Raw genomic sequence first — 14000 nt, 5'->3', positions numbered from 1 at the left:
ACCCTACTGGGCCCCACGTCGGTCGTCGCGGTGCTCATGACGCACGGCCGCCCCCTCGTGACGTGCCGGCTTCTGGGCGGCGGAAGCACCGCGCGCCCGGGCGACCGCGTCGTGCCACCCCTGGAGGGCGCGTTCCTGATCCGGCTCCGATCGCCCCGGGCGGTACACCTCCTCGGCACGGGTGAGCCCGGCGAGCCGGGTCTTGGTGAAGACCCCCGCCGCGCAGCCGGCCAGGTACGCCGCACCCACAGCGGACAGGTCACGGTCACGGGGCCGCCGGACGACACGCCCCGAAGTGTCCGCCTGGAGCTGCATGAGGGCGGCGTTGTCGGTGGCGCCGCCGTCCGCGAGCAGCGAGGTGACCCGCCCGGTCGCGGTGTCGAGCCCGGCGACCACGTCCTCGATCTGGAAGGCGACGGACTCCAGGGCGGCGCGGGCCAGTTGGGGTGCTCCCGTCGCGAAGGTGAGCCCGGACAGGAGGCCGGTGGTGTCGTTGTCCCACCAGGGAGCCGCGAGTCCGCCGAAGCCCGGGACGAGGTGCACGCCCCCGGAGTCGGCCGCCGCCAGCCCGGCCAACTCGGCCTCGCCGACCCGGAGCAGTCCGGCGAGCCAGCGCAGGGTGGCGCCGGAGGAGCGGATGTTGCCCTCCAGGGCGTAGGCGGGTGTCCCGTCGTCCCAGGCGAGGGTGAGGCACAGCGGGGAGCTGTCGGCGTGCTCGGGGCCGGGGATCAGGCCCATGACCGACGAGCCGGTGCCGTAGGTGACCTTGACGCTGCCGGGCACGAAGACCCGGTGTCCGAACAGCGCGGCGTGCGAGTCGCCGAGCACGGCCAGGACCGGAGTGCCGTCGGTGAGCGGGGGAAGGCCGCGCACGGCGGGGAAGGGGCCGGTCGACGCGGTGATCCGGGGGAGTGCCTCGCGCGGGATGCCGAAGACGTCCAGCAGCCGTTCGTCCCAGTCGCGGCGGCGCACGTCGAGGAGTTGGGTGCGTGCGGCGTTGCCGACCTCGACGAGATGCTCCCGGCCGCCGCCGAGGCGCCACAGCAGCCAGGAGTCGACGGTGCCCAGGCACAGCTCACCGCGCCGGGCCCGGGTGCGGTCGGGGTCGTGGGTGTCGAGCAGCCACTGGGCCTTGAGCGCGCTGAACATCGGGTCCAGGGGCAGACCGGTGACGCGGCGGACCTCCTCGTCGAGACCGTCGGCGAGGAGTACGGCGCAGCGGTCCACCGTGCGCCGGTCCTGCCAGCCGATCATCGGGCCGAGGGGGCGTCCGGTGGCGCGTTCCCACAGCAGGCAGGATTCGCGCTGGCTGGACAGCCCGATGCCGACGACTCGGCTCGGATCGTGTCCGGTGAGGCATTTCGCCACCGCCTCCAGGACGCTGTCCCAGATGTTGTCGGGCGACTGTTCCACCCAGCCGGAACGCGGATGGTCGATGCCGAGCGGGGCGGACGCCGAGGCGACGACGCCTCCATGGGCGTCCACCAGGAGCGCCTTGGTGGCGGAGGTGCCCTGGTCGACGGCGAGCAGCAGCGGCTGGTTCATGACGCCGAGGATGACAGGCCGAGGACGTCGCGTGCGGCACGGTGGACACCGTCGGCGGTGAGCCCGAAGTGTTCCAGGAGCCCTTCCGCGCTGCCGGTCGGGGCGAAACCGGTGACGCCCAGCAGCCTGAGCGGGACCGGGCGGTGCTGGCCGGTGAACGAGGCGATCGCCGTGCCCAGGCCGCCGCTCAGCGTGGCCTCCTCCGCGACGACCAGCCCGCGCGTCTCCTCGGCGGCCCGCCGTATCTCGTCGGTGTCGAGCGGGTCGACGAACGGCACGTTGAGGACCCGCGCGGAGATGCCCTCGGCGGCCAGCCGCTCCGCGGCCGTCAGGGCGCGGGAGACCAGCGTGCCGATGGCGACGAGGGTGACGTCGTCGCCCTCGCGCAGCACCTGGGCGCGACCGTGCGCGAACGGGGTGTCGGGCGTGGTGACGTCCGGGACCTTGAAGCGCGGGATGCGCAGGTAGCTGGGCCCGTCGTGGGCGTACGCCCAGCGCAGGGCGGCCCGGGTCTGGGCGCGGTCGGCCGGGACGACCACGGTGAGGCCGGCCACCGCACGCAGCCAGGACAGGTCCTCGACGGAGTGATGGGTGGGGCCGAGTTCGCCGTAGGCCATGCCGGGGCTCTGGCCGCAGAGGATCACCCGGAAACCGCTGTAGGCGCAGTCGGCCTTGATCTGCTCCAGGGCCCGGCCGGTGAGGAAGGGGCCGGCGGCGGACACGAAGGGGACCAGGCCCGCGTTGGCCAGGCCGGCTCCGACGCCGACCATGTTCTGCTCGGCGATGCCGACGTTGATCAGCCGGTCGGGGAACTCCTCGCGGAAGCCGACGAGGTTGCTGGAGCCCACGGAGTCGTTGCAGACGACGACCACACGCTCGTCCTCGCGGGCGAGCGCGGCGAGTTCCTCGGCGAAGACCGTGCGGCAGTCGTACACCGGGGCGTCGGTGAGCACCGGGGCATGGGTCTCGGTCAACGGGTCAGCTCCTCGATCGCGGTGTGCACCTGGTCCTGGGTCGGCACCTTGTGGTGCCACTCGACGCGGTCCTCGATGAACGAGACGCCCTTGCCCTTGACGGTGTGGGCGACGACGGCGACCGGCCGACCGGTGGTGGAGGGGGCGAAGGCGTCGAGCAGCGCGCCGTGGTCGTGGCCGTCGGTCTCGCGGACCTCCCAGCCGAACGCGGTGAACTTGTCCGCCAGCGGGTCGAGTTGGACGGTGTCCTCGGTGCGGGCGCCCTGCTGCAGCCGGTTGCGGTCCACGACGGCGCAGAGCCGGTCCAGGCGCTGGTGGCTCGCGGACATGGCGGCCTCCCAGTTGCTGCCCTCCTGGAGTTCGCCGTCGCCGAGCACGACGACCGTGCGCGCGCCGTCGCCGCGCAGCCGGGCCCCCAGCGCGCAGCCGACCGCGACGGGGAAACCGTGCCCCAGGGGACCGGTGTTGGTCTCGACGCCGGGGACCTTGCGGCGGTTCGGGTGGCCGTTGAGGGGCGAGTACGGGGCCATGAAGGTGGCCAGCTCGGCCACCGGGAAGTAGCCGCAGTGGGCCAGGGTGGCGTACAGGGCGGCGGCGCAGTGGCCCTTGCTGAGGATCAGCCGGTCCCGGCCGGGTGCCTGCGGCAGTTCGGGGTCGACGTCGAGGACGGCGCCGAAGAGCGTCACGAGGATGTCGGTCACCGAGAGGTCGCCGCCGATGTGTCCCATCCGCGCCCGGCTGATCATGTCGACGATCGACAGACGGACTTCGGTGGACAGGGCCCGCAACAGGCTTACGGCGTCCGGAGGTTCGGCGGCGCGGACGGCCTGCCGTAGCGCGTGGTGGTCCGCCGCGGTGGAATGATCGACAGCGAGCATGTGAATATCCATTCAGGCTATTAATTTCTACGCAACCGGATGATGCGCTCGGCTCCTCGGGATCGTCAAGGGGTCAACCGTCAGGGGCGGAATAGGTAAATTAGTCGCCTGGGTACCGTTCGGCATTCATCACCGCACCACCCTTGACATGAGTGGTCGGCGGATTTTACGGTCCCGGCCATCGAAGGTAACATTGTGTGAATAGATATTCAGAAGGAGTTGCCGTGACTTCCCCTCCGGCTCCCCGCACCTTCACCGGCGGCATGTGGACGTTCGGCCGCATCATCGACCGCTACGCGACGGACGGCTACGGCCCCGCCGTGTCCACCCTCGACACCATCGAACTGGCCGCGCAGTCGGGCGAACTGGTCGGCCTCGACCTCAACTACCCCTTCGACGCAGGGGTGTCGGTCGACGACGTGAGCAAGTCCCTCACCGCACACGGTCTGTCGGCGGTCTGTGTCACGCCCGTCATCTACGACCGCGGCTTCCGCAGCGGCTCGTTCACCGCCGCCGACCCGGCCACCCGCACCCGCGCGCTGGACCTGGCCCACGAGTCCGTGGAGGCGGCCCGCCAACTGGGCGCCGGCTATGTGAAGTTCTGGCCCGGCCAGGACGGCTACGACTACCCGTTCCAGGTCGACTACGCCACCCTGCGCCGCCACGCGATCGAGGGCATCCGGGACGTGGCCCGCGCCTTCCCCGACGTCACCTTCGCGATCGAGTACAAGCTCAAGGAACCCCGCAACCGGCTGTTCTGGTCCACGGCCGCCACCAGTCTCCTCGCCATCGAACAGATGGGAGTGGACAACGTCGGCCTGGTCGTCGACTTCGGCCACTCGCTCTTCGCCAAGGAGAACCCCGCCGAGGCCCTCACCCTCGCCCACTCCATGGGCCGGCTCGTCGACATCGAACTCGACGACAACTACCGCGAGTGGGACGACGACCTCACGGCGGGCGCCCTGCACCTCGTAGAGACCCTCGAATTCCTGCACGTGGTACGGGAGATCGGCTGGGACAAGCCCCTCAAGCTGGACCTCTTCCCCTACCGCGAGGACCCGGGTGACGCGGTCCGCGAGTCGGTCGCCACCCTGCGCGCCCTGGAGACGAAGGCCGCGGCACTGCCCCTCGACGCCCTGCGCGCCGCGCAGGAGGCGCACGACGCGATGGCCGTCCAGCGGATCGTCCGCACCGCCCTGCTCGGTTAGGCGGTGTCGCGATGCCCCACCTTCTCCAACCCCCTTGCCTTTGCGGGAGCCCCTGATGTCCTACGGCCCCTCGTCACTCCTCGGAGACGTGCTGCGCGACAAGCGGGCCGAGGCGGTGGTGCGCAAGCACCTCACCGGAATCGTCAACGCGCCGCTGGAGATCCAGCTCCGGTACGCACCGCTGGAACAGGTCACCGGCTTCCTGGAGACGATGCGCGCCGACCCCGTCGCCCGTGCCGCCTTCTACGCCGAGTTGGCCACTGTCGACGAGACCGCCGTCGAACCGTCCCGCCCGACCGAGGCGAGGACGATCCCGTCACCCGACTACGAGCCGGCGGACGTGCCGGTCGGCGGCGCCCGGCCGGTGCACCCACCGACGGCCACCCGCTGGAGCACCTTCGAGCTCGAACTCCACGGACCCGCGCACGGCAACCCGTTCACGGACGTCGCCCTGCGAGCCGAGTTCCGCCACGGCGACCGCACGCTCACCGCCCACGGGTTCTACGACGGCGACGGCGTCCACCGGATCCGGTTCCTGCCCGACGAGGAGGGCGCGTGGTCGTTCCGCACGACGAGCAACGCGCGCTCGCTCGACGCGGTCGCGGGCGACTTCACGTGCGGCCCGCCCGCCCCCGGTGACCACGGCCCGGTGCGCGTCCACGGCACCTACCACTTCCGGCACGCCGACGGCACCCGCCACCTGCCCGTGGGCACCACCGCGTACGCCTGGACCCATCAAGGGGAGGAACTGGAGGAACGGACCCTGCGGAGCCTGGCCGCCGGCCCGTTCAACAAGGTGCGGATGTGCGTCTTCCCCAAGGCCTACCTCTTCAACACCAACGAGCCCCCGCTGTACCCGTTCGCGGGCTCGCCCCAGGAGGGCTGGGACTTCCGGCGCCCTGTCCCGGCGTACTTCAGGCATCTGGAGCGCCGTATCGCCCAACTCGGCGCACTGGGCGTCGAGGCCGACCTCATCCTCTTCCACCCGTACGACCGTTGGGGCTTCTCCGACATGGGGCCCGTCGCCGACGAGCGCTATCTGCGGTACGTGGTGTCGCGCTTGGCGGCGTACCCCAATGTGTGGTGGTCCCTGGCCAACGAGTACGACCTCATGTGGGCCAAGGACATGGACCACTGGCACCGCTCCGCCGCGACGGTCAAGGAGTGCGATCCGCACGGCCATCTGCTCGGCGTCCACAACTGCCAGGAGTTCTGGGACAACGGCATCGACTGGGTGACCCACTCCAGCGTGCAGCGCGTGGACGTCTACCGCACTGCAGAGAACACCGATGCGTGGCGCACCCGTTGGGGCAAGCCCGTCGTCGTCGACGAGTGCGGCTACGAGGGCGACATCGACCAGGGCTGGGGAAACCTCACCCCGCAGGAGATGGTCCGCCGCTGCTGGGAGGGCGCGGTACGCGGCGGCTATGTCGCCCACGGTGAGACCTATCTGGCCGACGACGACGTCCTGTGGTGGTCCAAGGGAGGAGAGCTCAAGGGGGAGAGCCCGGCCCGTATCGCCTTCCTGCGGGACATCCTCGAAGAGACCCCGGGGGACGGCATCGACCCGCTGCCCTCGGACTGGGACGTCCCGGCCGGCGGCGTCGAAGGACGCTACTACCTCACCTACTTCGGCTTCATGCAGCCCCGCCGGCGCACATTCGCACTGGCCCCGGGCGTCCGCTACGAGGCCGAGGTCATCGACACCTGGAACATGACCGTCACCCCGCTCCCGGGCACCTACGAGGGCGTCTTCACCCTGCCGTTGCCGGCCCGCCCCTACATCGCGGTGCGGTTGGTGGCACGTGCCGTCGAAACGGGCGGCAGATAGATCATGGCGTGCGTCGCCCCGCCAACTTCGCGGCCGGTATCTCGTTCGTCACCCTCGCGCTAGGCAACGCACGTCCTGGCGACGGCAGTTGCCGCGTTCTCCTCGACTCCCCCTTCTTCAGCAGACATCGCGGGAGGCCCTGCCTCGCCGCCCTCCATGAACACGGAGACACCCATGCGACGCATCACACTGACGGCTGTGGCGGTCACCCTGGCCCTGGCCGCGACGGCCTGCGGCTCGGGTTCGGACAGCGGCAGCGGAAAAGGTGCCACCGGGGGCACGCTGACCCTGGCCCCCCTCGTCCAGGCCCAGCCGTGGGACCTGGCCGACGCCGGTCTCGGCAACAACACCCAGTACTACCAGCCCGTCTACGACTCCCTGTTCCGCATCTCCCCGACCGCAGAGGTCACGCCCAACCTGGCCACCAAGTGGTCGTACGACGCCGCTCGCACGGCACTGACGCTGACCCTGCGCTCCGGGGTCAAGTTCACCGACGGCACCGCACTGGACGCGACGGCGGTGAAGACGAACCTGCTGCACACCAAGGGCGGCACCAACGAAGCGGCGGGGCAGCTCAAGGGCATCAGCGGGGTCGACGTGGTCGACGCGTCCACGGTCAGGATCAAGCTCGCGGCCCCCGACCCCTCACTGCTGGCGAACCTCGGGAACGTGGCCGGCATGATCGCCAGCCCCAAGGCCATCGCCGCCGGGACGCTCAAGTCCGCACCGGTGGGCTCCGGCCCGTACACCCTGGACAAGTCGGCCACCACATCGGGCAGCACCTACACCTTCGTACGCAACCCCGGTTACTGGAACAAGTCCGCCTTCCCCTTCGACAAGATCGTCCTCAAGCCCCTCACCGATCCCACCGCCACCCTCAACGCGCTGCGCTCGGGGCAGGTCAACGGCGCGGTGCTGACCAGCGCCAAGAACATAGCGCCGGCCAGGAACAGCGGGCTGACGATCACCAAGTACACGTCCGGCGACGTCGAAGGCCTGTACATCTGGGACCGGGCCGGCAAGCAGGTCAAGGCCCTCGGGGACGTCCGGGTCCGGCAGGCACTGAACTACGCCTTCGACCGGGAGACCATCGTCAAGACCGCCAAGGGCGGCATGGGCCAGGCGACGACGCAGATCTTCAACCCGGCCGGCTCGGCCTTCGACAAGTCGCTGGACTCGACGTACAGCTACGACCCGGCCAAGGCCAAGAAGCTGCTCGCGGAGGCCGGCTACGCGGACGGCTTCACGGTCACCATGCCGGACTTCTCGGCCGTTTTCCCCGACCAACAGGCCGCCATGACACAGCAGTTGGAGGACATCGGGGTCAAGGTCAAGCTGGACAAGGTACCGGTCGACCAGGTCCTGAGCAGGCTGCTGGCCGGCAAGTACCCCATGTCCTACATGGTGTTGGCCTCCTTCCGCCCCTGGGACACCATCCAGCTCCAGGTGACCAAGGCATCCCTGTGGAACCCGCTGCACACCGACGATCCCAAGGCGGAGTCCCTGATCGAGCAGGCCCAGGCGGCGACCGGGGTGAAGCAGGACTCGCTGTTCAAGGAGCTCAACACCTACCTCGTCGACCAGGCTTGGAACGCGCCCTGGGACTCGGTGCAGAACAACTACGCGACCAGCAAGAACATCACCTTCACCCCGCAGGAGTTCGCCGCCGTACCGCCGATCTACAACTTCAGGCCCGCCCGCTGACCAGCCCGCTGATGGTGAGGAAGGAGTGGGGCGGCAACGTCACGGTCAGACCCCCGTCGACGACCTTGAGAGCGTCGAAGGGGCGAGGGGAAACCTCTCCCGGTGTGTCCGCGCTGTTGTGGTCCTGGAGTTGATCGGCCGTCAGGAGGCGGGCGGTCGGCTCGCCGAGCAGGCCGCCGCGCAGGTCGAGCGTCACCTCGGCCGGCTCCTCCGCGTCCAGGTTGGTCAGCGAGATGAGGACCTGCCCGTCCTTGACGCTGGCCGAGGCGGACAGTGAGTCAAGCTCGGCGTCTCCCACCTGACGACGGGCGTCCTGCGTCCGCAGGTGGACGGCGAGTGAAGTGGCGTCCTGGTGCCCCTTGTTCATCTCGAACACGTGGTAACTGGGGGTCAGGACGAGGGTGTCGCCGTCGGTGAGGATCATCGCCTGGAGGACGTTCACGGTCTGGGCGATGTTCGCCATCGACAGACGGGCGGCGTGCTTGTGGAAGATGTCGAAGTGGGTGGAGGCGACCAGGGCGTCGCGCAGGGTGTTCTGCTGGAACAGGAACCCGGGGTTGGTGCCCGGTTCGACGTCCCACCAGGTGCCCCACTCGTCCAGGACCAGGCCGACCGTACGGCCGGGGTCGTAGCAGTCCATGACCGTGGAGTGGCCGGTGAGGACGCGGTCGAGCTTCTGGGCGGCGGCGATGGTGCGGTAGTAGTCGTCGGTGTCGAAGACCGTGGAACTGCCCTTGGCCTCCCAGGGCCCGGCCATCGTGTAGTAGTGCACGGACAGGGCCTGGAAGAAGTTCTTCGGGGTGGCCTCGCAGCCGAAGCAACTGATCTGCCGCATCAGCGTCTCGGTCCACTTGTAGTCGTCGTTCGAGGCGCCCGAGGCGATCCGGTAGAGCTTGTTGTCGCCGTGGTCGCGGCAGTAGGTGGCGTACTGACGGGACAGGTCGGCGGCGTATTCGGCACGCATGTTGCCGCCGCAGCCCCAGGTCTCGTTGCCGATGCCCCAGAACTTCACGCGCCAGGGTTCGTCGCGGCCGTTGGCCCTGCGCAGCCGCGCCATCGGACTGTCGCCGTCGCGGGTGAGGTACTCGACCCACTCGCTCATCTCCTGCACGGTGCCGGAGCCGACGTTGCCGCTGATGTACGGCTCCGCGCCGAGGAGTTCGCACAGGGCCATGAATTCATGGGTGCCGAAGTGGTTGTTCTCCTCCACGTCGCCCCAGTGCGTGTTGACCATCCGGGGCCGCTCCTCGCGCGGCCCGATGCCGTCCCGCCAGTGGTACTCGTCGGCGAAACAGCCGCCCGGCCAGCGGAGGTTGGGGATGTTCAGGTCCCTCAGCGCCTGCACGACGTCCAGCCGGATGCCGCCCTCATTGGGTATCGGCGAGTCCTCTCCGACCCAGAAACCGCCGTAGATGCAGCGGCCGAGGTGCTCGGCGAAGTGGCCGTAGAGATGGCGGCTGATCGTCGGGCCCTCGATGTCGAGGTTGATGACCGCGGTGGCAGTGGACATGGACGTGCTCCAGGGATGTCGAGTGGGTGGTTTCAAGGGGCGGCGCGGGGGAGTGGGATCCCGGGCGGGGAGCGAGCTCATGCCCGGGCGGCGGCCGGGACTGTCGCCGGGGTCACGGCGTGTGGCCGGTGTCCGTCGGCTTCGTCCGCGCGGACGACGACGCGCGGACACGGAGTTCGAACCCGGCGCCATCGGTCCGGCCGGGCAGTTCGCGGAAGTCGCTCAGGGCCATGCGGGAGCGCAGCAGCGCGACGGCCTTGCGGGCGATGGCCCCGCGCTGCGGGTCGACGGTGGTCAGGGGCGGTGAGGTGAAGCGGGCCGCGTCGATGTCGTCGAAGCCGGTCAGCGCCACGTCGTCCGGGACGGCGATCCCGCTGCGTTCCAGTACGGACAGCGCGCCGATGGCGACCACGTCGTTGTAGCAGAACAGGGCGTCGAAGTGGACGCGGGTACGCAGCAGCCGGGTCGCGGCTCCTACGCCTGCCGACCACAGGTCGGCGTTGTCCACACCGAGGACCAGCGAGTCGTCGTAGCCGACACCGGCCTCTTCGAGCGCTCGGCGGTAGCCGTGAAGTCGTCGGCCGCCGGCCCGTGGGCCGGTCTGTTCGCAGATGGCGGCGATGCGGCGCCGGCCCTGGGCGAGCAGGTGGGCGACGGCCGCGTGCGCGCCCTCCTCGTCGGCGATCTCGACGTAGTCCAGGTTCAGCCCGGCGGCCTCGGCGGGGCGCTCACCGAGGACCACCGTGGGTTGAGCCACGGGCAGCGACAGGTAGTCCTCCGGGGCGAGGGCGTGCGGCACGTAGATGACCCCGTCCACGAGTTCGCCGTGTGACGTGGACAGCAGGGTCCGCTCCCGTCGCGCGTCCCCCCGGGTGGGCGCGAGCACCACTTTCAGTCCCTGGGCCTCCGGGGCGCTGATGATCTGCTCGGCCAGTTCCGCGTTGAACGGCTGGTAGACGTTGGGGATCACCAGGGCGATCGTGCCCGTGCGCCGGGAACGCAGGCCTCGGGCAAAGGGGTTGAGCCGGTAGCCGAGTTCCTCGATGGCCGCGCGGACGCGTTGCTCGGTCTCCTCGCTGAAGGAGCCGGTGCCGTTGACGACGTTGGAGACCGTCTTCGTCGACACCCCGGCCCGTTCGGCCACGGTGCTCATCGTCACGCCCCGCCCCATGCTGACATTCCTCCCAGCGTCGATTCGCGGACCGTCAGATCGAAGTCGGCCACGATCAGCCGGCTAGTGTCCGCCGTGGCCGTGCCGTTCATACGGTCGATCAGCAGCGTCAGCGCCTCACGGGCGATCTGCGCCGTGCCCGGGCCGATCGAGGTGAGCGCCGGATAGGAGTAGCGGGCGTCGTCGATGTTGTCGAAACCGGCGACGGCCACCTCCGCGGGGATCCTCAACCCCGCCTCCTGTACGGCGTGCAGGGCGCCCAGCGCCATGGAGTCGGCGAAGGCCACCACCGCGTCGAACCGGATGCCGCGCTCGATCAGCAGGCGTACCCCTGCCGCCCCCGCCTCACGGTTCCAGTCGGCGGTACCCACCTCGTGGACCAGTTCGGGCAGATAGGGCAGGCCCGCCTCGCGCAGCCCGTCCCGGTAGCCGGCAAGCCGCAGATGGGCGGCTGCCTGGTCCGGCCGGCCGGAGTGGTCGGCGCCGAGCACCGCGATCCGGGTGTACCCCAGGGAGACCATGTGGCCGACCAGGGCCCGCAGTCCCTCCTGGTTGGCCATGGCGACGCGGTCGACCGGGGCGTCGTAGGCGCGTTCCGCCATGAAGACGGTCGGAACGGTCTGGGCGACGGTCCGGGCCTGCGCGTCCGACAGCCCCAGCGGGCACATCAGCAGTCCACCCAGGTGCGGTCCGTGTTCACGGGCCAGCTCGAGTTCGGCCTCCGCGTCTCCGTCGGTGAGTTCGATCAGCACGGTCAGCTCATGGCGTTCGGCCTCACGCATGATCGCCTCGGCGAGCGTGGAGTAGTACGGCTGGGTCAGGCGCGGGAGTGCCAGTCCGACCAGGCCGGTCCGGCCGGTGCGCAGATTGCGGGCGACCGCGTTGGGACGGAAGTCCAGCTCGGCTATGGCCGCGGTGACGCGCTGCCGGGTCCGCTCGCTGACACTGGGTTCCTCGTTGACCACCCGGGAGACCGTCTTCAGGGACACCCCGGCCCGCTGGGCCACGTCATGCATCGTGGACATGGCAGAACTCTATGCTCCGTCCCGGGCCGGTCCGGGCAGTGCGGCACGGTCGTGCTCGGCGTGGACCTGGGGACCGTAGCGGATGCGATGCGGCACGGTGGCGTCTCCTCGTCTGTGTGAGGTCTGGGGTGGCGTGAGCATCGCATCGGAGATTCAACGTTGTCAACGACTCCTGTCATGGCGAGCATCCCGAGAATGTCGTCCGGAGCGCCCGTGTTTCCTGCCTACGGCCCCGATCCTCGCCTTCGAGCTGGGCAAACCGAGGTCTTGGCATCGGCGTCACATGTCCAGCGGCGAAACCCGGAGGAAAAAACACAGACACAAAGGTATTGACGACGATGTACTCGGCGGACATGCTGATGCCGCTTCCCCGAGAGCCGGCCGTGGCCGGTAGGAAAAGGGCACCATATGGCCACCTCGCCGCTCCCCGCCCCCGCGCCGCTGTACGAGGATCCCGTCCACGCCGGCCCGACCGACCCCGTCGTCGTGCAGGACGGCCAGGACGTGTTCCGTTCCGCCGACCTGGACATCTGGACCCCCGCCGGCCGCTTCTTCGACGGCTCCGGCACCCGCCCCGGCGACCAGGGCATCGGCCACCACGTCGACGTCGTCGCCGGTGCCGACGCCGCCTGGGTCCTCTACTTCACCCACCCCGACCGGGACGCGGCACTGCTGGACAGCCACGGCCCGCGCCAGCGCCGCTCGGTGGTGCGGCTCACCCGCCACGGCGACCGGCTCCTGCTCGACCGGGACACCGCCGCGCTCGACGCCCTCCCGCTGCCCTGATCCGCACCACCCCCTCATCCCCTCCCTCCCCGCTGATCCCCTCCCCCTTACGTCTCCTTCAGGAGGAAGCCATGTCCCTCAACAGCACCGGGGCCGGCCCCGCGCACCTCAGCAGACGCCGCTTCGTCCAGGGCAGCGCGCTCGCCGCGCTCCTGGGTGGCAGCGCGCTCGCGACCACCGCCTGCTCAACCAGCACCGCGACGGCCGGCTCCGGCAAGGGCTCGGTGTCCTTCTTCTCCTGGGACACCCAGACGGTCATGAAGCCGGTGCTCAGCGCCTTCACCAAGGAGACCGGCCTCGGCGTCTCCTTCTCCTACGCGCCGCCGGTCCCGCAGTACGTCTCCACCCTCACCACCCGGTTGCAGGCCAAGACAGCGGCCGACGTCTTCATCCTCACCGCCGAGGACAAGCAGGCGGTCGGCGGCGGCTTCGTCAAGGACCTGTCCGGCCAGAGCTTCCTGAAGACCATGAACTCGGCCAACCGGGACTTCATGACGGTCGACGGCAAGGTGTACGGCCTGTCCATCTCCTCCTGGGCCGGCGGCATCATGTACAACAAGGCGCTGCTCGCCCGGGTCGGCGCCACCGAACTCCCCGACAGCTGGACCGGCTTCCTCGCCCTGTGCCGCAAGCTCAAGGACAAGGGGATCACTCCCTATTACGACACCGTCCAGGAAGGGAACTTCATGTCCCTCTGGGGACTGCTCGGCGGCTACTTCGCCGACCAGGGCAGTTTCCCGGACCAGGACATCTTCGACGGCAAGACCACCTTCGCCGACACGTGGACCGATCCCCTCGTCGCGTACAGCAAGCTCTACACCGACAACCTCACGCCCAAGAGCATCCTGGGCCTGACCGGCGATCAGGTGGTCAGTGAGTTCGCGGCCGGCCGGGTGGCGATGTTCGGCGCGGGCACCTGGAACGTCCCGTCCGTGCAGAAGAGCGCGCCGGACCTGTCCTTCGAGACCGAGGCGATCCCCGGACTGAAGTCCGGCACCACCTACTGGACCGGCGCCGCCAGCCCCGGCTACGCCGTCAACGCCAAGGCCAAGAACCCCGAAACGGCCCTGAAGTTCCTGGAGTTCATGGCGAGCCCGACGGGCGTGAAGGCGTACGGCACCTCCAGCGGTGCCATCACCACCACCGCCGACTACACGCCGACGGTCACCGCGGCCCTCACCAACCAGGCCGCCGGGGCCCGTTCGGGCAAGATCTACCTGCCGGTCGTGGCCTGGCCGCGGCACTCCAGCGAGCTGAGCGCGGAGCTCAACGCCCGGATGCAGACCATGGTGCAGGGCAAGATCAAGCCGCAGGCCATCCCGGCGCTCCTGGACAAGAAGCTCAAGCAGCTCGACGGGAAGTAGCGGC

The 14000-nt window shown here is 69.8% G+C and carries 11 protein-coding genes; 5 read left to right on the top strand and 6 right to left on the bottom strand.

Features of this window, described 5'->3' with window-relative positions; genetic code table 11:
• Nucleotides 1-3: 3 nt before the first annotated feature.
• The 3 genes from ACIRRY_RS19935 to ACIRRY_RS19925 are packed head-to-tail and all read right to left on the bottom strand — an operon-like array spanning nucleotide 4 to nucleotide 3397.
• Complete coding sequence (locus tag ACIRRY_RS19935; RefSeq protein ID WP_403974268.1) at nucleotides 4-1545, bottom strand: FGGY family carbohydrate kinase; 1542 nt, start codon at nucleotides 1543-1545, stop codon at nucleotides 4-6.
• Complete coding sequence (locus ACIRRY_RS19930) at nucleotides 1542-2519, bottom strand: transketolase family protein (RefSeq protein ID WP_403974266.1); 978 nt, start codon at nucleotides 2517-2519, stop codon at nucleotides 1542-1544. Before ACIRRY_RS19930 ends, ACIRRY_RS19935 begins: the two co-directional genes overlap by 4 nt.
• Nucleotides 2516-3397: a transketolase gene (locus ACIRRY_RS19925; protein WP_403974264.1), complete on the bottom strand. Its 882-nt coding sequence runs from the start codon at nucleotides 3395-3397 to the stop codon at nucleotides 2516-2518. The genes ACIRRY_RS19930 and ACIRRY_RS19925 overlap by 4 nt, the downstream gene beginning before the upstream one ends.
• Before the next feature lie 224 nt (nucleotides 3398-3621).
• Between ACIRRY_RS19925 and ACIRRY_RS19920 the strand changes: the two genes are divergently transcribed.
• The 3 genes from ACIRRY_RS19920 to ACIRRY_RS19910 all read left to right on the top strand — a co-directional run bounded on the left by ACIRRY_RS19920 (nucleotide 3622) and on the right by ACIRRY_RS19910 (nucleotide 8140).
• Nucleotides 3622-4605 (top strand): sugar phosphate isomerase/epimerase family protein, encoded by a 984-nt coding sequence (locus ACIRRY_RS19920; protein ID WP_403974262.1) that lies wholly within the window; start codon nucleotides 3622-3624, stop codon nucleotides 4603-4605.
• Between the two features lie 55 nt (nucleotides 4606-4660).
• Nucleotides 4661-6436 (top strand): DUF5605 domain-containing protein, encoded by a 1776-nt coding sequence (locus ACIRRY_RS19915; protein ID WP_403974260.1) that lies wholly within the window; start codon nucleotides 4661-4663, stop codon nucleotides 6434-6436.
• 174 nt (nucleotides 6437-6610) lie between these two features.
• A complete protein-coding gene (locus tag ACIRRY_RS19910; RefSeq protein ID WP_403974257.1) occupies nucleotides 6611-8140 on the top strand; it encodes an ABC transporter substrate-binding protein in 1530 nt (509 codons plus the stop codon).
• Here the strand turns inward: ACIRRY_RS19910 and ACIRRY_RS19905 are convergent.
• The 3 genes from ACIRRY_RS19905 to ACIRRY_RS19895 form a co-directional block, all read right to left on the bottom strand.
• On the bottom strand, nucleotides 8124-9650 hold the full coding sequence (locus ACIRRY_RS19905; RefSeq protein WP_403974254.1) for an alpha-N-arabinofuranosidase: 1527 nt from the start codon (nucleotides 9648-9650) through the stop codon (nucleotides 8124-8126). The two genes, ACIRRY_RS19910 and ACIRRY_RS19905, sit on opposite strands and share 17 nt — an antisense overlap.
• Before the next feature lie 112 nt (nucleotides 9651-9762).
• Nucleotides 9763-10803: a LacI family DNA-binding transcriptional regulator gene (locus ACIRRY_RS19900; RefSeq protein WP_403974592.1), complete on the bottom strand. Its 1041-nt coding sequence runs from the start codon at nucleotides 10801-10803 to the stop codon at nucleotides 9763-9765.
• A gap of 2 nt (nucleotides 10804-10805) precedes the next feature.
• On the bottom strand, nucleotides 10806-11846 hold the full coding sequence (locus tag ACIRRY_RS19895) for a LacI family DNA-binding transcriptional regulator (RefSeq protein ID WP_403974252.1): 1041 nt from the start codon (nucleotides 11844-11846) through the stop codon (nucleotides 10806-10808).
• A 408-nt stretch (nucleotides 11847-12254) separates the two neighbouring features.
• Between ACIRRY_RS19895 and ACIRRY_RS19890 the strand changes: the two genes are divergently transcribed.
• Both ACIRRY_RS19890 and ACIRRY_RS19885 read left to right on the top strand, forming a co-directional pair.
• The gene (locus ACIRRY_RS19890) at nucleotides 12255-12632 is read left to right on the top strand and encodes a hypothetical protein (RefSeq protein ID WP_403974250.1); all 378 of its coding nucleotides are present in this window, start codon (nucleotides 12255-12257) and stop codon (nucleotides 12630-12632) included.
• Between the two features lie 71 nt (nucleotides 12633-12703).
• A complete protein-coding gene (locus ACIRRY_RS19885; protein WP_403974248.1) occupies nucleotides 12704-13996 on the top strand; it encodes an ABC transporter substrate-binding protein in 1293 nt (430 codons plus the stop codon).
• Nucleotides 13997-14000: the final 4 nt, after the last annotated feature.

This window comes from Streptomyces sp. NPDC101776 (genome assembly GCF_044766845.1).
In the GTDB taxonomy this organism is placed as follows: Bacteria; Actinomycetota; Actinomycetes; order Streptomycetales; family Streptomycetaceae; genus Streptomyces.
The sequence above is the reverse complement of the archived record's forward strand: the minus strand, read 5'-3'. Positions and strand labels throughout refer to the sequence as shown.